Origin of the sequence: Conexibacter sp. DBS9H8 (assembly GCF_023330685.1) — a bacterium.
Classification (GTDB): Bacteria; Actinomycetota; Thermoleophilia; order Solirubrobacterales; family Solirubrobacteraceae; genus Palsa-465.
In genome coordinates this window covers 1,255,759-1,273,717 of record NZ_CP097128.1, presented here as the reverse complement: position 1 = coordinate 1,273,717, position 17,959 = coordinate 1,255,759, and the positions used below count along the sequence as shown (strand labels likewise).

The 17,959-nt window shown below is 72.5% G+C and carries 17 protein-coding genes; 12 read left to right on the top strand and 5 right to left on the bottom strand.

Annotated elements, in window-relative coordinates; translation table 11 throughout:
• Genes M3M55_RS05985 through M3M55_RS05970 form a run of 4 tightly spaced genes read right to left on the bottom strand, consistent with a single transcriptional unit; the run spans position 1 to position 4,250 of the window.
• A complete protein-coding gene (locus M3M55_RS05985; protein WP_249011916.1) occupies positions 1-642 on the bottom strand; it encodes a TIGR04282 family arsenosugar biosynthesis glycosyltransferase in 642 nt (213 codons plus the stop codon).
• Positions 639-2,327, bottom strand: coding sequence for a radical SAM protein (locus M3M55_RS05980; protein WP_249011915.1), 1,689 nt, complete (start codon positions 2,325-2,327; stop codon positions 639-641). The genes M3M55_RS05985 and M3M55_RS05980 overlap by 4 nt, the downstream gene beginning before the upstream one ends.
• 49 nt (positions 2,328-2,376) lie before the next feature.
• The gene (locus M3M55_RS05975) at positions 2,377-3,012 is read right to left on the bottom strand and encodes a class I SAM-dependent methyltransferase (protein ID WP_249011914.1); all 636 of its coding nucleotides are present in this window, start codon (positions 3,010-3,012) and stop codon (positions 2,377-2,379) included.
• On the bottom strand, positions 3,009-4,250 hold the full coding sequence (locus tag M3M55_RS05970; RefSeq protein ID WP_249011913.1) for a cytochrome P450: 1,242 nt from the start codon (positions 4,248-4,250) through the stop codon (positions 3,009-3,011). The genes M3M55_RS05975 and M3M55_RS05970 overlap by 4 nt, the downstream gene beginning before the upstream one ends.
• Before the next feature lie 174 nt (positions 4,251-4,424).
• Here M3M55_RS05970 and M3M55_RS05965 point away from each other — a divergent pair, with 174 nt between their 5' ends.
• The 5 genes from M3M55_RS05965 to M3M55_RS05945 are packed head-to-tail and all read left to right on the top strand — an operon-like array spanning position 4,425 to position 9,723.
• Positions 4,425-5,843, top strand: a complete 1,419-nt coding sequence (locus M3M55_RS05965; protein WP_249011912.1) for a hypothetical protein — start codon at positions 4,425-4,427, stop codon at positions 5,841-5,843.
• A complete protein-coding gene (locus tag M3M55_RS05960; RefSeq protein ID WP_305883319.1) occupies positions 5,836-7,281 on the top strand; it encodes an NAD(P)/FAD-dependent oxidoreductase in 1,446 nt (481 codons plus the stop codon). The genes M3M55_RS05965 and M3M55_RS05960 overlap by 8 nt, the downstream gene beginning before the upstream one ends.
• The gene (locus tag M3M55_RS05955; RefSeq protein WP_249011910.1) at positions 7,278-8,144 is read left to right on the top strand and encodes a CDP-alcohol phosphatidyltransferase family protein; all 867 of its coding nucleotides are present in this window, start codon (positions 7,278-7,280) and stop codon (positions 8,142-8,144) included. The genes M3M55_RS05960 and M3M55_RS05955 overlap by 4 nt, the downstream gene beginning before the upstream one ends.
• Entirely contained in the window at positions 8,132-9,169 is a 1,038-nt protein-coding gene (locus M3M55_RS05950; protein WP_249011909.1) for an ERCC4 domain-containing protein, read from the top strand. Before M3M55_RS05955 ends, M3M55_RS05950 begins: the two co-directional genes overlap by 13 nt.
• Complete coding sequence (locus tag M3M55_RS05945; protein ID WP_249011908.1) at positions 9,166-9,723, top strand: hypothetical protein; 558 nt, start codon at positions 9,166-9,168, stop codon at positions 9,721-9,723. The genes M3M55_RS05950 and M3M55_RS05945 overlap by 4 nt, the downstream gene beginning before the upstream one ends.
• A 180-nt stretch (positions 9,724-9,903) precedes the next feature.
• Here M3M55_RS05945 and M3M55_RS05940 read toward each other — a convergent pair whose 3' ends face one another.
• Positions 9,904-10,860 (bottom strand): LysR substrate-binding domain-containing protein, encoded by a 957-nt coding sequence (locus tag M3M55_RS05940; protein ID WP_249011907.1) that lies wholly within the window; start codon positions 10,858-10,860, stop codon positions 9,904-9,906.
• A 112-nt stretch (positions 10,861-10,972) separates the two neighbouring features.
• On the opposite strand from M3M55_RS05940, the gene M3M55_RS05935 reads away from it, so the two are divergent.
• Genes M3M55_RS05935 through M3M55_RS05905 form a run of 7 tightly spaced genes read left to right on the top strand, consistent with a single transcriptional unit; the run spans position 10,973 to position 17,926 of the window.
• Complete coding sequence (locus M3M55_RS05935; RefSeq protein ID WP_249011906.1) at positions 10,973-11,851, top strand: fumarylacetoacetate hydrolase family protein; 879 nt, start codon at positions 10,973-10,975, stop codon at positions 11,849-11,851.
• Positions 11,848-12,036 carry a ferredoxin gene (locus M3M55_RS05930; protein WP_249011905.1) on the top strand — a complete coding sequence of 63 codons (189 nt, stop codon included), beginning with the start codon at positions 11,848-11,850 and terminating at the stop codon, positions 12,034-12,036. The genes M3M55_RS05935 and M3M55_RS05930 overlap by 4 nt, the downstream gene beginning before the upstream one ends.
• Positions 12,037-12,044: 8 nt before the next feature.
• Entirely contained in the window at positions 12,045-13,427 is a 1,383-nt protein-coding gene (locus M3M55_RS05925; protein ID WP_249011904.1) for a glutamine synthetase family protein, read from the top strand.
• A gap of 14 nt (positions 13,428-13,441) precedes the next feature.
• Positions 13,442-14,674, top strand: coding sequence for a cytochrome P450 (locus M3M55_RS05920; RefSeq protein WP_249011903.1), 1,233 nt, complete (start codon positions 13,442-13,444; stop codon positions 14,672-14,674).
• A complete protein-coding gene (locus tag M3M55_RS05915; RefSeq protein WP_249011902.1) occupies positions 14,671-15,663 on the top strand; it encodes a VOC family protein in 993 nt (330 codons plus the stop codon). The genes M3M55_RS05920 and M3M55_RS05915 overlap by 4 nt, the downstream gene beginning before the upstream one ends.
• Positions 15,660-16,463: an acetoacetate decarboxylase family protein gene (locus tag M3M55_RS05910; RefSeq protein WP_249011901.1), complete on the top strand. Its 804-nt coding sequence runs from the start codon at positions 15,660-15,662 to the stop codon at positions 16,461-16,463. Before M3M55_RS05915 ends, M3M55_RS05910 begins: the two co-directional genes overlap by 4 nt.
• Positions 16,460-17,926, top strand: coding sequence for an aldehyde dehydrogenase (locus M3M55_RS05905; RefSeq protein WP_249011900.1), 1,467 nt, complete (start codon positions 16,460-16,462; stop codon positions 17,924-17,926). Before M3M55_RS05910 ends, M3M55_RS05905 begins: the two co-directional genes overlap by 4 nt.
• Positions 17,927-17,959: the final 33 nt, after the last annotated feature.

Below are 17,959 nucleotides of genomic sequence, written 5' to 3'. Positions count from 1 at the left end.
TCACGTGAGCACCTTGGCGAGCGCCGGCGGGCAGCGGGGGTGCCGCCGCAGGGCGAGCGCGTCCGCGGGCGTGTCGAGATCGGGGAGCGGTGCCAATACCGAGGTCCGCAGACCGCGTCGGCGCAGGGCCGCGAGGGTGAGGGCACAGACCTCGCTTCCGCCCCAGGCGTCGGACGGGATTGCGAAGGCCGCCGGGTCCGGCGTGGCCAGTCCGAGAAGCACGTACCCGCCGTCGAGGGCGGGAATAAGACAGGCATCCGCCCCCTCGGCGATCTCCGTGAACGCCGCATCGAGCGAGGCCGGGCCAAGCAGCGGAGCGTCGGTGCCGATCACCGCGAGCGGACCGGAGTGACGGTCTCCGGCATCCGCGCAGGCGTTCTGCATGCGCGCACCGAGATCCGCCCCGCGCTGGGGGAACAGCGCGACGTGGTCGGGCACGAACTCGGCGAAGGACGCAGCAGCCCCCACGGGCGCGTAGGCGAGGGAGACGACGTCTGCGGCCTGCGCCGCCCAGGCGACGGTGTGAGCGATCAGCGCGGCCTGGAGATCGGCAGCGCCATGATCCCCGAGCAGCACGGCCAGCCGCGTTTTGACCCTCCCGGGAAGAGGCGCCTTGGCCATGATCAGAACCCCGGTCCTCATATCGCGCAGCGGTACGCCGCCGGCAGGCTGCCGTCGGCCAGGCGGAGGGTGAGGAAGCGCTCGGTGATGAGCGCCTTTGCCTCGGCGAGCGCAACACGCCCGGGACGGACGAGGAGATCCGGGCTGGAGAGGACATCTCCGCCGAGCGGATGCCAGTGGATCCCGTCGGCGCTGACGGTCATCTCCGGTGAGACGATCGCGTCGGTGAAGTCGTTCGCCGCCTCCACGTCGGCGGCGAAACCTCGCCGAATGAGGGGCCGGACGGCAACGTCCTCGGTGGCCACGCCGAAGGCTTCGAGCAGCTCGCGGAGCTCGTCGACCTCACCGGCGTTCTCCGGGGTCTCTGTCAACGCGACCCGCAACCGGAAACCGAGGCGTCTCGCCTGAGCGATTCCGGCCATCGCCCGGGCGAACGAGCCGTCGCCGCGCCAGGCGTCGTGGGTGGCGGCGGCCGCACCATCGAGGGAGGTCTGCAGGACGAGACCCTCCGCGCCGGCGAGGTCCGCGAGATCCTGCAACCGACGGCCGGTGAACACCGTCGCGTTGGTGAGGACGACCGTCGGCAGGCGCTCGACGCAGTCGGTGATGATGGCCGCGATGTCAGGCTCCAGGAACGGCTCCCCGCCGGTGAGGTACAGCTCCCTGAACCCTTCCGCGCACGCCTCATCGGCGAGTTCACGCACCCGTGAGCGGCCGAGGGAGCGGGGGCGCGCCCGGGGGGAGGAGGCGACGACGCAGTAGCCGCAGGCGAGGTTGCAGTGGAAGTTCGTGTAGATCCACAGCCGGGGCGGGAAGGCGGGGGTGCCGAACAGGGGTACGACGGGGCGCTCCTCGACGCGGCCGCCCGGGTGGACGCCCCAGCTGATGTCCCCCCCGACAGTGACCCGGTCAAGGCTCGTTCGGTACAGGTGGAAGCGACCGCGTGCCCGCTCTGCCGGTGGCACCACCTCAAGACAGGTCGTCCACCAGCCGGTCTCGATCGTCTCGATGAACGGTTCGGGAAGCCCGGCAGCCCGCATCGACGCGGCCTGAGCCCGCCAGTCGTAGCCGACTGGGACCAGTTCAACGCTGGCGCAGCCCTCGTCGAGGTCGACGACGGCGTACCAGACCGACCGTTGACCGTCATTCGCCGGACGGCCGACGACGCCGACGTTGACGACGAGAGTGTCCCCGACGCGTCGTTGCCAGGGGATCCCGGTGTGGCTGCACAGCAGCAGGTCCGCGCCGCTGGCACGCACCCGCTCAGCGGCCGCGGCCTCATCGAGGGATTCCCAGAAGAAGTCGTTGATCGCCAGCGGCGATCCGTGCACCATGTGCACGTCAACGCCGGCGATCGTCTGCCGGTGCTCGGGGGCGAGCGTGCGCATCCATGCGGCGAACGGGCCGCTCGTGTGCTCGCGGGTGTAGTCGTAGAGCTGCTGGGCGTAGTGGTTGTCCTGCTCATCCGCGTACCCACAGCCACAGTCGGGGTCCCCGCGACCGATCGCGACGTCGTAGTTGCCGGCGATGCACTCGACCCGATGCTCTGACAGCAGCGGCCAGATTCCGTCGCAGTCTGCGCCGAAACCGCCAAGGTCACCGAGGCAGAAGATCCGCTCACAGCCACGGGTCCGCGCGTCCGTGAGGGCGGCGGCAAGGGCGAACGGGTTGGCGTACGGGCCGCCCAGCACGGCAATGCGAGACATCACAGGTTCGACTCTAGGCGGCGACCGGAGGATTCACCCGACCGCCGTTTCAGCTTCCCTTGATGCCGACGACACACACGCTGATGTAGCCGCGGTGGTTGGCCGCGACGGCGCGGACGGCGAACCCGGCCGCCGTCAGGTCAGGGACCGGATCGAGCGCCTTGAGCCCGATGAAGTGGTCGCTGCCACCGTCGGCGAGCCGACTGAAGGCCCGCGCGAGCGGGGCCAGCCAGCCACCGGCAGGGATGTAGGGGGTGAGGACACCGACGCGGCCGCCCGGCCGGAGAACGCGATGCACCTCAGCGAGCACGCGTCCGCGATCGGCCGCCTCGAACAGGTGCAGCAGGTAGGAGACGCTCGCCACCTCACAGTGGGCGTCAGGGAGCGGCAACGCCCGTGCGTCGCCCCGGGCGAGCGTCCACCCGGCCGGGAGGGGCGGAACCTGGGCGAGCATCCGCGGTGACTGGTCGACTCCGACCAGCTCGGCGGGCCGGACCGGGCGGGCCCGGAGATCACGCAGGACCGCCCCCGTGCCGGTTCCGACGTCGACCATGCGGTCCTCCGAGCCGGGTGCGAGCAGGTCAAGGAGCTGGCGGATCGACGCGCGCTCGAGCCAGTGCTGGGCGTCATAGCGTTCGCTGAGGCGGTTCCAGCGCTCCACGGCCGAGGCAGGCGCGTCGCTCACCGGCCCGCTCCGGCATCGCGCAGACTGAGACATAGCCGGCCTCCCCGGTGGGGCACGACGGCGGTCCCGCGCAGGCGCGGGCGCTCCGGACCCGCATCGGCGGTGAAGCCGAAGCGACCGACCACGCGACTGAGGATGCTGCGCAGCTCGAGCATCGCGAGGGACGCGCCGAGACAGCGCCGTGGACCTCCGCCGAAGGGGATCCAGCTGCGGGGGTCCGGCTGGCGATCGAGAAACCGCTCCGGCCGGAAGCGGCCCGGGTCCGCAGTCTCAGAGGCCCGCCCGACGAGCCCGGGGCAGATCATCATCAGGGTTCCGGCGCACACCCGCAGGTCTGCGAAGGAGGCGTCGACGGTCAGTTCACGCATGACGTCGATGAGGGGCGGATGCAGGCGCAGCGCCTCATGGATCGTCGCGTCGAGCCAGCGCCGTTGCCCGGCGGCGATGTCCTCGGCCAGCCGGGCGGACAGCGCGGGGTCGGCGGCGAGTTCGAGCAAGATCCAGGCAAGCGCGGTCGCGGTCGTGTCCTGTCCGGCGAGCAGGAGCGCAAGCAGCTCGTCGGACCCAAGCTCCGGATCGGGGCCCGCACCGCCCACCGCGCTGAGACAGCTCGCAAACCGCCGCCGGCCACGGCGGATCGCGGCCTCTGGCCCGGCGGGACCGAGGCGGTCCCCGCCGGGCACACCCGCGAGCAGGCCATAGGGCGGCAGGGCCGACGCCAAGCATCGCTCGAGCTCGGTGACTCGCGGGCCGTCACGCAGGCCGAGGAGGAGATCGGCGGCGACGGCGAAGGTGAGTGAGCGCAGCCGAGCGAGCACCGGGAAGGGACTACCGACCGGCCACGTGGCGAGGTGGGCGTCAACGAGCCCGTCGAGCCGGGTCGCCAGTTCAACGAGCGGGGCGCCGGTGACCCGGCCGCTCAGGTCCGAGCGCCGGCGCCGGTGCGCCGCGCCGTCGAGGGTGAGGACCGTGTCGGGCGGCAGCAGCGGCAGCATGCGCGCGTTCGCGGCGCCGGTGCGGGCAACCCCCTCGGGCAGACGCAGCAGGGCATCCGCGAGCGCCGGACGGGCAAGCACGATCAGCGGGCCGGCGACGAGGCTGCGGACCTGCCCGTGGCCGTCCGCACCCGTGGCGGCGGCGAGGGTCGCGAGCGGCCGGCACTCGAGCGCGACCGCGGACCGCCAGCCTCGGGCGTCGGCGCCGGCCGGAGAGAGGTGAGGGAGAGCCCCGCCGCGCATCTCCGCAGAACTGTCGCAGGTTGCCGCGTCGGGCCCGAGGGCAGGGTGCGTCGGCCGCGTCTCGCCGACGACCCCTGACCCCACGCACTCCGGAGGTGCCCGGGCGCGGTGAATCCTCGGGCCCGGTCCCCGGGTCTAAGCTCGGATGCGATCGCCATTGATGGACCTCCTCCGATGACCGCGCCGACCACCGCCTCCCGGCTCGTCGCTCGCGCGCGGCGCGCCCTCGGCGACCTCGAGGCCCGCACCCGCCCGCTGAACGCGGACACGGAGGCGGCTCTCGCCCGTCGATGGGAGGAGCTGCCCGCTGCGGTGCGCACCCCGTCCCAGCTGCTGGGGCAGCGCAGCAGCGGCTGTGAGGGCACCCACGGCGTCTTTCCGCGCTGCAACTTCGCCTGCTCACCCTGTTATCTGGGGTCCGAGGCCAATCAGGTGCGGACCGATGCCGCCCACACGGTCGCTGAGATCGACGCTCAGATGAGCTACCTGCGGGACGCGCGGGGCGCCGATCAGCACGCTCAGTTGATCGGGGGCGAGGTCACCCTGCTGGGCCCCGAGGCCCACGCGGAGGCGCTCGAAACGATGATGGCTCATCAACGCAAGCCGATGAGCATGTCCCACGGGGACTTCGACTACGACTATCTCAAGCGGCTCGCGATCAACCCGGACGGCACCCGCCGCTTTGACTTTCTGCGTTTTGCCGGGCACTTCGATTCACTGATGCGCGGTCGGCGCGATATCAACCGCCCCCGCCACGAGGCGGACCTGCACCCCTTTCGCGCCCGGTTCGTCGGCCATTTCGAGCGGCTCGAGCGCGAGCACGGCGTTGCCTTCGACCTCGCCCACAACATGACGGTGACCCCGGCGAACATCGATCAGGTCTCTGAGGTGGTGCGCGGCTGTCTCGACCTGCGCTTCGGGATGATGTCCTTTCAGCCGGCCGCCTACGTCGGCAATCCGCGGCGCTGGAGCGGTGACTTCCACGCCGTCTCGATGGACTCCGTGTGGGCGGAGATCGAGGCGGCGGTGGGAACACGGATCCCCTACGAGCATGTGCAGATGGGCGATCCTCGCTGCAACCGCAGCTGCCACGGTCTGATCGCCCAACGTCATTGGGTTCCGATCCTCGATGACCGCGACCCGCGCGATCTCGCCGTCCGCGACCGGTTTCTCGCGACGTTTCGCAGCTTCGACTTCGAGCGGCCCCCGCTCACGCTCGCGATCGCGCTCGCACGAGTGCTCGTGCGCGATCCGCTCGCGCTGCGGGGCGCCCCCGGCTGGGCGTGGCGGCTCGCCCGGCGCCTCGGCTGGCGGCGTCTGCTGTTCGGGCACCCGCGAGCGCTCACCTTCGTCGTGCACGCGTTCATGGATGCGAAGGTCGTCACCCCGGCCTGGGAGTTGATGGAGCGCGGCGAACGGGCCGAGGATCCCGAGATCCGGGCCGCGCAGGAGCGCCTGGCGGCCTGCTCCTATGCGATGGCGCACCCGGATCAGGACCGCCTCGTCCCGGCGTGTGTCCAGCACGCCGTGCTCGACGCCTCTGAGAACGTCCGGCTGCGCGAACTGCTGCCGATCAGCCACACCCGTGCGTAGCCGCCGCTACGACCTGGTGGTCGTCGGAGGCGGTACGGGCGGTCTTGTCAGCGCGATCATCGCCGGGCAACTCGGAGCGCGGGTCGCCCTGATCGAACGCGATCGGATGGGAGGTGACTGTCTGTGGACAGGGTGCGTCCCCTCCAAGGCGCTGATCGCGGCGGCTGCCGCCGCCCACACAATGCGGACGGCCGACCGGTTCGGACTCAGCCCGGTAGTGCCGGCGGTCGATCTCGCGGCCGTGATGGCGTCGGTGCGGGAGACGATCGCGACACTCGCAGTCGCCGAATCGCCCGAGCGGCTCCGCGAACACGGAGTCGAGGCGATCCCCGCCCACGGGCGGTTCCTCGGCCCGAACCGGCTGGACGCCGACGGGGTCGAGCTGGGCTGGCGCTCGGCGATCATCGCCACCGGGTCCACCCCGGCCCTGCCCCCGATCCGAGGAATCGGTGACGTCGATCCGCTCACCAACGAGTCGGTCTGGGACCTCGACGCCCTGCCCGCGCGACTGCTCGTCATCGGCGGGGGAACGATCGGCTGCGAGCTCGCCCAGGCATTCGCCCGACTCGGCGCCGCCGTCACGATCGTGGAGGCCGCCCCGCGCCTGCTCGCCCGCGAGGACCCGACCGTCAGCGAACTCATCCTCGGCCGGTTGCGGGCCGAGGGTGTCACCGTTCATCTCGACGCTCAGCCACGGGAGATCTCCCGAACGCCGGAGGGCTGCGCGCTCGAACTCACAGGGGAACCGACACGAACGATCGTCGCTGACCGTGTGCTCGTCGCCACCGGGCGACGAGCCCGGACCGACGGCCTGGCCCTCGAACGGATCGGCGTCGCCGTCGCAGCGGGCGAGCCGATCCACGTCGACACGCGGCTGCGCACCGACGCCGCCGGGGTCTACGCCGTCGGGGACGTGACCGGCCTCGCTCCGTTCACCCACGTCGCCGCCCACCATGCCCGAGTCGCAACCCCGAACGCGCTCTTTCACACCCGCAGCCGGGTTCAGAGCATCATCCCCCATGTCACCTTCACCGACCCGGAGGTCGCCCAGGTCGGGATGAGCTCGGCAGAGGCCCGGGACAGGTGGGGGAGCGCTGCCCGGATCCTCGAGCACGCCGACCGCGATCTCGACCGCGCGGTGACCGCCCGGTCAACCGACGGCTTCACCCAGCTCATCACCGACCCCCGCCGGCGGCTCGTCGGCGCGACGGTGTGCGGGCCGAGCGCCGGGGAGACGATCGCCGAGCTGACCGCCTGGATCCTCAACGCAAAGCGCGTCCACGACCTGTCCCGATCGATTCACGCCTATCCGACCTTCAGCGAGGGCCCGGCCCGAGCGGCGGATGACTTCCTCGCGGAGGAGTTGCTGAGCGGACCGGTTCGCCGGGTCGCTCGTGGCCTCCTCGGCGTCCTCCGGGTTCTGCCCGCCGGTCGATGAGCGCGGCCACCGCGGGGGAGCAGTGGGCGGCCGACGCCCTCACCGACCTCCGTCGTGACGGCTTTGCGCCCGCGGCCGTGGGTCGGTTTCTCACCCGTTCTGTCCAGCGGGCTCGGGAGAGCCGCCTCGCACGTCCCGACCTCGCCCGCCAGTCCCTTCGCTGGCAGGCCATCGGAACGCTGCTCCTGCTCGCTGTGCGCGAGCGGGCGGTGGCGGGCGGACGGCCCCAGCCGACCCGAGCCGAGCTCGTCACCTGGCTCGTCCTCGTCGGACGAATGCTCGACTGGCATCTCGGCATGCTCGAATCCGACGCCGGGGTGCCGCGCGAGCGGCTCGACACCGCCGATGCACTCATGCTCGGTCGGGCCGCCATCGCCCCCTTCATCGCCGCCGCGCCCCCGGATGCGGACACCTTTATGGCACTGATCGGCGCCGGCGCGCTCAGTGACCTGCTCGATGGCCGGCTCGCCCGCCGCCGGGGGCCCACCCGCCTCGGTCGCGACTTCGATTCGCTGGCCGACAGTGCGTTCCGGATCGCCGCGATCTCCGGCGCACGTCGGGCGGGGTGGATCGGGCCGACGGTCACCCGGCTGCACCTGGCCCGCCAGAGCTGGCTCGGGCTGGGGGCCGCCTGGCAGTGGTTTGGCCACTCCACCCGCCCGGCGGTGCCGGAGGCGACGGTCCGCTGGCACGTTCCGCTGCTGCTCGGCGGGCTCGCCGTCGCCCCGTGCCACCGCCGGACGGGTGAGCTGCTGATCGCCACCGGGCTGCTGTGGGCGACCGCCGCCCCGCTGCTGCCGGGGAGCACCGATCCGGCGGGCCTGCCGTCGTCTTCAGGCACACTGGCCGCGTGGAGCTGCTGATCGCCCGCAACCCGAACCCGGACAGCTCACTGCCCTACCTGATCCGGGTTCCCCTCGACGGCGGGCTCGTGCTGGCGACCAAGGGCACCTGGCCGCGGACCGGGGCGCTCTACTGCCACCCGGCCGCCGGGGACTGGCCGGAGGAGCCCGAGATCGTCGAACGGCTCGCGTTGCGGGCGTGTGCCCGGCGAGGGGCGGCGATCGACGTGATCTGTGACCGCGACCGTGAGCAGCGCTCCCAGATCGTCTTCACCCGCGCTCGCGGCCGGGACGTCATCTTCTGGCAGTCCCCGCGCACCCGCAAGCAGTCACGGCCGCAGGTGCGCCTGCCCACCGCCCGGGCCCAGGCCCTCCCCGACCTCGAGATCATCGTCGACGCCCACGAGCGCTACCCGTTCCGGTTCGCCCACCAGCAGGCCCAAACCGTCCGCCGGGGGCTCGCCTGCGGTGACTACGCGGTGAGCGTCGACGGCATGATCCACTGCGCAGTGGAGCGCAAGTCGATCGTCGATCTCGTCTCGAGCCTCACGAGCGGCCGCCTGCGCTACCAGCTCGCCGAGCTCGCGGCGCTTCCCCGGGCGGCGATCGTCGTGGAGGAGGGGTACGGCCGCCTGTTCGGGCTCGAGCACGTCCGCGGGGCGATGATCGCCGACGGTCTCGCCGAGCTGCAGATCCGCTGGCCGGCCGTACCGATCGTGTTCTGTGAGAGCCGCAAGCTCGCCGAGGAGTGGACCTACCGGTTCCTCGCCGCCGGCCGTCAGTGGGCCGAGCAGGAGCCCGCCGTCCGCGCGCGGATCGGAGCGGCGAACGCATCCGGGACGGCGCCACCCCCGACCCCGGCGCCACTTGCGCCGGGCCCCTCGGCGACGGAGCTGCGCGCGTGGGCGCGGGCCCAGGGCCTTCCCGTGTCGGACCGGGGGCGGATCGGTGCGGAGGTCCGGCGGGTGTGGGAGGCCGCCCAGGTGGCCGGAGCGGAACCCGCTTCGGGGCCGGAGCTCGCCCCGGATCTGGAGCGACCCGCGTGATCGCCGACCGCTGGGGAGTGCGCGACGCGGAGGTCGCGCGGGCCTATCCGTGTGATGAGTACGTACCCGCACCGGCGCTGTCGGCCTGGCGGGGGGTGAGCGTCGCCGCGCCCCCGGCCGAGCTGTGGCCGTGGGTCGCCCAGATCCGGGCGGCCCCCTACTCCTATGACTGGATCGACAACCTCGGCCGTCGTTCCCCCCGACGGCTGCTCGGGCTGCCCGACCCGGTCCCCGGGGAGCCGTTCACCCGGATCCTCGGCCGGATCCCGGCCGGGGAGGTGCTCGCCGCCGAGCCGGAGGTGCACTACAGCGGCCGCATCGCCGGGGCAGTGATGTCCTACCTGCTCGTCCCCAACGGGACCAGCACCCGCCTGCTGATGAAGCTCATGATGGCCAGGGGACGCCGGCTCGGTCCGCTGATCCTCACCGGCGACCTCGTGATGGCCCGGCGTCAGCTGCTCACCCTCGCCGCCCTCGCCGAGGGCGGGGGCCGCCCTGCCGAGGGCGGGGGCCGCCCGGCCGACGGGTCCTGCCCGGGGCCGGCGCGCGTCTGAGCGACCCAAACCGTGGGATTTTCCGCTCGCGACCCCTCGGTTTCATGATTGGGTGCGTCCAGCGACCCAAATCGTGCCCACCCCAACCGTGCGTGCCGAGATTGCGCGGTTTGGGTCGTTGTCAGGGAGAGATCCGACCTGCTGCTGGCTGAATGAGGGGCGGCCCACCCCGGCGGACCCTCACTCCGGCGGAATCGACCCCGGTGCAACCGCCCCCGCCGGCAGAGTGTACCCGGCCCCTGGGAGCGCCGCCGCCCGGACGGCCGTCTCAACGGCAAGGGCGATGAACTCGTCGACCATCGGCTCCCGCGCGAGGTGGCGCACCGCGACGACGAGCGTCGCCGGGGCCGCGTCCACGACGGGGACGAAGCGGACGTCCGGGCGGCTGAAGTAGTGGCCGATGATCGCCGGGCAGGTGTCGACCCCCTCCCCGCGGCCGATCAGGTGCAGCCACTCCTCGATGTTGTCGCCGACATACGGACTCAGCTCGGGGCGGACACCGGTCTCGGGGACGAGCATCCAGAAGTCCCGCCACGCCTGCGGGGTGCTGACCGGCTGGGAGACGAACGTCTCACCGGCGAGATCGTGGACGCTCACCCGCTCGGCCCCGGCGAGGCGGTGGACGCTGGGCAGCACCGCGACCCGCGGCTCACACAGCAGCGGCGTCACGTCGAGGTCGGCCTCGGCGATCGGTGCGTACAGGAAGGCGACGTCCGCCCGTCCGGTCCGCAGGGCCGTGAGCATCTGGGAGAACTCGAGCGCGCGCACGTCGATCCTGACCCGCGGCCGCCGGGCGCTGAAGGTCGACAGCAGCGGGGAGAGCAGCGACCCCGGCACCGGTCCGAGGGAGGCGATCGACAGCGAGGCCGACCCACCGTGGGCGAGGGCACGGACCCGCTCGAGGGTGCCGTCGGCGGCGGCGAGGATCGCCCGGGCCTCCCCGAGCAGCAGCTCTCCGGCCGGGGTGAGGCGCACCTGCCGGGTGCTGCGCTGAAGCAGCGGGCCACCGACCTCCGCCTCCAGCCGGCGGATCTGGGCCGACAGCGACGACTGGGCGAGATGCAGGCGCGCCGCCGCCCGGGAGAAGTGGAGCTCCTCGGCAACGGCGACGAACGATCTGAGTTGTGTGAGGTCCACGACGGGTGACTGATCGTCTACAGCGCACAATCGTGCGGTAATTCCTGTTGCACCGTACTGTGTCTTCGGTCACTCTGGGTGGGTGAGTGTGGAGCCGTTCAGGACGGGACAGGTGCGCATCCACCGGGACGGACGGCCGGTCTGGGGCGAGCGCATCGGCGAAACGATCCTCTGTGAGGACGGGCGGACGGTCCCGGAGGCGGCGGCGTACTACCTCGCGCCGGTCACCCCGACGAAGATCATCGCCGTCCACCTCACCTACCGCAGCCGGCTCGTCGAGTATGCGGCGAGGATTCCCGCGTACCCGTCGTACTTCATGAAGCCGCCGAGCACGCTCAACGGGCACCGGGGGGAGATCCGGCGGCCGCGGGGCACCCGCTTCCTCAACTATGAGGGTGAGCTGGCGGTGATCGTCGGGCGGCGGATGCACGGCGTCGGCGTGCAGGACGCCCTCAGCCACGTCGCCGGGTACGCCCCCGCCAACGACGTCGGCCTCCACGACTTCCGTCATGCCGACCGCGGCGCGATGTTCCGGGTCAAGGGTCAGGACGGCTTCCTCCCGCTCGGACCGACGATCACTCCGGCCGATCAGTTCGACCCGACCGACTTCACGCTGACGACGATCCTCAACGGCACGGTCGTGCAGCAGAGCACCGCCGCGGACCTGCTCTGGGGCGTCGCCTACCAGCTCGCGGACATCTGTCGCCTGATCACCCTCGAGCCGGGGGACGTCATCCTCACCGGCACCCCGGCGAACTCGCGGCCGATGGCCCCGGGCGACGTCGTGGCGGTCGAGATCAGCGGCCTGGGCCGGATCGAGAACACCGTCGTCGACTGGGAGGTCGACCTTGACACCGTCGGGGACCGGCCCGAGGTGTCGGCCAACACGCTCCATGTCGCCCTCGCCATCCCGGAGGAGGAGGCCGAGCGGATCACCCGGGGCGAGGCAACCACCGACACCGAGACGAGCACCGAGGAGGAGACCGGATGAAGGTCCACGTCGACATGAACCTCTGCCAGAGCCACGGGGAGTGCGTGATCGTCGCCCCCGACGTGTTCACCCTCGGCGAGGATGACATCCTCGTCTGGTCCGAGGAGGTGCCCGACGACCGCCGCGCGGCGATGGAGGCCGCCGTCGATGCCTGCCCGATGATGGCGATCCGGCTCGAGAACTGAGGCCGGAGATGTCCGTCCATCCACACCCCGCCATGACCGCACCGGACCCGGAGGCCGCGCCGGCGCATCTCCGCGCCGAGGAGCTGCGCCGGACCTGGCCGGCGCTCACATCGCTGCGGGTCCTCTACCCCGACCTGCACGGGATCGCCCGCGGCAAGGACGTGCCGGTCCAGGCCCTCGAGCGTGCGCTCGCCTCCGGCCTGTGCTTCTGCCACGCGGTGATGGGCACCGACCTCGCCCACACCCCGGTCCTCGGCGCGGAGGCCGGGTACCCGGACATGATCGCCCGCCCGGACCTGGGGACGCTGATGGGTCTGCCGTGGGAGCCGGGCGTCGCCAGCTGCCTCGCCGACCTCGAATCGACCGGCGAGCAACCGCTGTGTGACCCGCGCGGGGCCCTGCGGCGAGTCGCCGCCGACCTGCAGCGCCGCGGCTTCACGGCGATCGTCGGTCCCGAGCTCGAGTTCTTCCTGCTGCGCCCCGACCCGGCCGGCCCCGGCGGCTGGAGCCGCAGCGTCGACCATCTCAGCATGGTCTACACGGTCGGCCCGCAGGCGGACCCGGGCGGCATCGTCCGTCAGATGACCGAACAGCTCGCGCAGGCGGGGCTGGCCGTGCTCGCGGTCAACCACGAGTTCATGAACTCCCAGTATGAGATCAACCTCGGCCACGCGGGCGCACTCGAGGCCGCCGACCGCGCCTTCCGGCTGAAGACCTCGGTCAAGGACATCGCCGCCCAGCACGGGCTCGCCGCCACGTTCATCGGCAAGCCGTTCAACGATCAGGGCGGGTCCGGGATGCACCTCCACGTCTCCCTCGACCGCAACGGTGAGAACGCCTTCCACGACCCCGCCGCCCCCGACGGGGTGAGCGCGGAGCTGGCCGCGTTCTGTGCCGGCATCCTCGCCCACGCCCCGGCCCTCACCGCGCTGCTCAACCCGACGGTCAACGCCTACCGGCGGATGCAGCCGGACTCGCTCGCGCCGACCCACGCCAACTGGGGGTTCGACAACCGGGCGACGATGATCCGGATCCCCCCCGAACGTGGGCACGGCACCCGCCTGGAGGTCCGCTCCGGGGACGGGGCCGCCAGCCCGTATCTGGGCATCGCCGCCCTGCTCGCCGCCGGCGCCGACGGCCTGGCCGGCAACCTCACCCCACCCCCGCCGGTGGCGGGGGACGCCTACCGCGCCGACCCCGAGCGGATCGGCACCCCGCTCCCCCGCACCCTCGAGCAGGCCCTCGACGCCCTGGAGGCCGACACCGTCCTGCGTGCGAGCCTCGGCGACCCGATCGTCGACACGTTCCTCACGCTCAAGCGCACCGAGTGCGAACGCCACCGCGCGTGGGTGTCGGAGTGGGAACTGCACGAGTACGCCCACCACCTCTAGCCCGCCCCCGATCGATGACTCAGTCAGCCTCCCCCACCGACACCCCGGCGATCGACCTGTCCGACCACGACCTGTTCACCGACGCCGTCCCGCACGTGCTGTTCGCCCGCCTGCGCCGCGAGGACCCGGTGCACTGGAACCCCGAGCCCGACGGCACCGGGTTCTGGGCGGTGACCCGGTATGAGGACATCCGGACCGTGCACCGCCATCCGGAGGTGTTCTCCTCCGAGCTCGGGGGAACCTCGCTCGAGGACCTCGAGCCCGAGCACATCGAGGCACGCAAGTCGATGATCGACACCGACCCGCCCCGGCACGGAGAGCTGCGCGGCCTCGTCAACCGCCGCTTCACCCCGCGGGCGGTGCAGGCGTGGGAGGCGGCGGTACGCCGGGTCGTCGACATCGTGCTTGACCGCGCCCTCCCGCTCGAGCGCTTCGACTTCATCGCGGAGATCGCCGCCGAGATCCCGATGCAGGTGTTCGCCGAGATCCTCGGGGTCCCCCAGGAGCAGCGCCGCGAGATCATCGAGATCGGCGACCGTCTGCTCGGCAACGCCGACCCCGAGTACGCCGTCCCCCCGGACGAGGCCCACCGCCATCTGCCGTTCTCCAGCCCGGCCGCGTTGGACATGTTTGCCTTCGGCCGCCGGATCGCCGCGGAGCGGCGAACCCACCCGCGGGCGGACATCATGAGCGACCTCGTCACCGCCGGGCTGTCCGAGCGTGAGCTCGACGTCTACTTCGTGCTGCTGGCCACCGCGGGCAACGAGACGACCCGGCACACGATCAGCCACGGCCTGATCGCGCTCGCCGAGCACCCGGAGGCGCGGGAGGCGCTCGCGGCGGACCCGGACGGGCTCGGGGTCCGGGCGACGGAGGAGATGCTCCGCTGGGCGACACCGGTCCACCACTTCCGGCGCACCGCTGCGGTGGACACGGAGCTGGCGGGCACCCCGATCGCCGCCGGGGACAAGGTGACGACGTGGCTGGTCTCCGGCAACCGGGATGAGACCGTCTTTGACGACCCGGACCGCTTTGACATCACGCGGGACCCGAACCCGCACATGGCCTTCGGGCCCGGCGGGATCCACCACTGCCTCGGCGCGCACCTCGCCCGCCTCGAGATCCGCCTCACCTTCACCGAACTGCTGCGCCGCGAGGTCGACTTCGAGCTGACGGCCCCGCCCGAGCGGCTGCGCTCGAACTTCTTCAACGGGATCAAACGCCTGCCCGTCCGGGTGACAGGTTGATCGCCCTGCGCCGCATCGACCACGTCGGCCTGCGGGTCGCCGACCTCGACGGGGCGGCCGCCCGGTGGGCCGCGCAGTTCGGGCTGACCGAGGTGGAGCGTCGCGCCGACCGGATCCGGCTCGCCTGTGACGACGAACCCTACGCACTCGAGCTGATCGCCGGCACGCCGCTCGGACTCGATCACGTCGCCTACGAGCTCGCCGCCGGCTGCTCACTCGAGCAGGCCCGCGCCCACCTTCTCGACGCGGGCGCCCCGCTGGCGCCCGGCTCGCCCGGCGCCCCGCCGGCGCCCGGAGCGCCCGGCGGGCGCGACCAAGAACCCGCCCTCCACACCACCGATCCGGATGGCTTTGGAGTTGAACTGCTGCCCTTCCGTCCGCCGGCCGACTCCCGCCCCGCCCACGCCCGCCCGGCCGCCAACCCCGCCCCCGGCCATCCGCGCAAGCTCGGGCACGTCAACTTCCTCACCGCCGACCTCCCCGCCCAGCTCGCCTTCTACACCGCGACGCTCGGGATGGCGGTCACCGACTGGCTCGGGGACGGCGGGGTGTGGCTGCACATCAACGCCGACCATCACGTGATGGCGCTGATCGCCCAGCCGGCGCCGCCGGCCCCCCACTTCCACCACCTCGCCTTCGACGTCGTCGACATCGGGGCGCTGCGGGTCGCCCTCGATCACCTCGGCCGACACGGCCGCTGGCTCGCCTGGGGCCCGACCCGGCACGGAGTCGGCGGGAACATCGCCGCCTACGTCCGGATCCCGGAGGAGAACTGCCTCGTCGAGCTCTACTGCGACATGGAGGTGCTTGAGCGCGGCCACGTCCCCCGCCACTGGCCCGACGATCGCCACGCCTCCAACACCTGGGGCCAGCTGCCGCCCCGCTCCTACTTCCGCTTCGACGCCGCGGCGATCGCCTCCGAGGCCGCCAGCCTCGAGGCCCTCGGCATTCCGCTGGCCCCGCTCAGCCCAGACAAGGAGACGCCATGACCCTCACCGGCTACACCGTGCCGCGCACCCCGTCGGGCCGGGCGAGCCTCGTCCCGGCGCCCCCCTGGCACTACGTCGGGGACTTCCTCGTCATCGACTTCCACGCCGACCCGGAGGCGGCGGTCTCACTGCTGCCGGAGGGGATCGCCCCCCACCCCGACCCCGGGCGGGCGGCGATCGTGTTCGCCGACTGGCAGTCCTGCTCCGAGGACGGTGACGAGCTCGTCGACCCGTCCCGTTCCCAGTACCGCGAGTGCTACCTGGTCGTCAGCGGCGAGCTCGACGGGGAGCCGGTGACGACCTGCCCGTTCATCTGGGTCGACCAGGACTTCGCGCTCGCCCGCGGCTGGATCCAGGGGTTCCCGAAGAAGCTCGGGGACGTGTGGATGACCCGCAGCTTCGCCGCCGCCTGCCGGGCGGCGGCCCCGGTCGCGCCCGGCGGCCGCTTCGGGGCGACCTGCTCAGCCCACGGCCGCCGGCTCGTCGACGCCGAGATCGCCCTCGAACAGGTCAGCCCGGGCGGCTCGGTCCACACCGACCCGCCGCTCGTCAACGTCCGCTACTTCCCTCAGCTCGCCGCCGGCGCCCATGACCGCCCGGCCGTCCACGAGCTCGTCCGCGCCCGCAGCCGCGACCGGGTCGTCTCCGAGGTGTGGGAGGGCAGCGCCCGCCTCGAGCTGTTTCCCGCCCCCGGCGAGGAGCACACGCTGCTGGCCCCCGTCAGCGTCGAGCGCGGCTACCGGTTCACCTTCGCCTACACCGTCGATGACCTCGAGACCGTCCGGGACTACCGGCGATGAGCTCCACGACAGCGACCGAGCCGATCCTCATCGCCGGGGTGCGCGTCAGCCCTGACCATCTCATCGGCGGGGTCCGGGTCCCAAGCCCCGACCGGTTCGTCACGCTGTCGCCGATCGACGGGGCGCCGCTCGGCCACGTCGCCTGCGGGGGACCGGCGGAGGCCGCCGCGGCCGTCGGCGCCGCCGCCGCCGCCTTCCCGGAGTGGGCGGCGCTCGGGCCCGCCGGACGGGCCGCGGCGCTGCACCGCCTCGCCGATCTCATCGACTCACAGGTCGATGAGATCGCCACCGTCGAATGTGCGGACATGGGGATGCTGCTCGCCTCCCTGCGGGCCCGGGTGATCGCCCGGGCGGCGATGAACTTCCGCAACTACGCCGACCTCGCCGTCGCCTATCAGGAGCGCGACTGGCACTCCAAGGGCACCTGGAACCGGGTCCAGCGGATGCCCGCCGGCCCGGTCGCCGTCATCACCCCGTGGAACGCGCCGTTCATGCTCAGCACGTGGAAGGTCGCCCCCGCCCTCGCGGCGGGCTGCACGGTCGTGCTCAAGCCGGCGGAGTGGTCGCCGCTGTCGGCCTCCCTGCTCGCCGACCTCACCGTCGCCGCCGGCTTTTCTCCCGGCGTGTTCAACCTGCTGCAGGGGACCGGCGAGCGGACCGGCGCCGCGCTCGTGGCCGACCCGCGGCTCGCGCGGATCTCCTTCACCGGCTCCCCGGAGACGGCCCGCCAGATCGCCGCGACCGCCGGGGCGAACCTCGTGCCCTTCACCGGGGAGCTCGGCGGCAAGGGGCCGCTGATCGTCTGTGAGGACGCCGACCTCGAGCTCGCCGCCGCCCGGGCGGCCGGCCAGTACGACGACGCCGGTCAGGTCTGTCTCGCCGGGACGCGACTGCTCGTCCAGGCGAGCATCGCCGACGCGTTCCTCGAGCGCTTCGACGCCCACGTCGCCGCGCACGTGCTCGGCGACCCGCGGTCGCCCGAGACGACGATCGCCCCGCTCATCCATCCCGAGCACCTCACCCGGGTGCAGGGGTTCGTCGACCGCGCCGTCAGCGACGGGCACGCGCTGCTGCGCGGCGGTCACCGCCTCGACGGCCTGTTCTTCGAGCCGACGCTGATCGCCCCGCACTCCAACGACGCCGAGATCGTCCAGAGCGAGGTGTTCGGCCCGGTGCTCACCTTCCAGACCTTCACGGATGAGGCGGAGGCGATCGCGCTGGCCAACTCGACCCGCTATGGCCTGTCGGGGATCGTCTTCACCGCCTCGATGGGGCGGGCCGAGCGGATCGGGCGGGCGCTGCGGGCCGGTGTCGTGTGGGTCAACACGTTCCTCGTCCGTGACCTCACCGCCCCCTTCGGCGGGTGTGGGATCTCGGGGATCGGCCGGGAGGGGGGCAACTACGCCCTCGACTTCTACTCGGATCTGAAGACCCTGCAGATCCTCGAGGGCAGCGTCGGCTAGCGGCCGGCGGGCCGGGCGGTGAGCGGTGCCCGG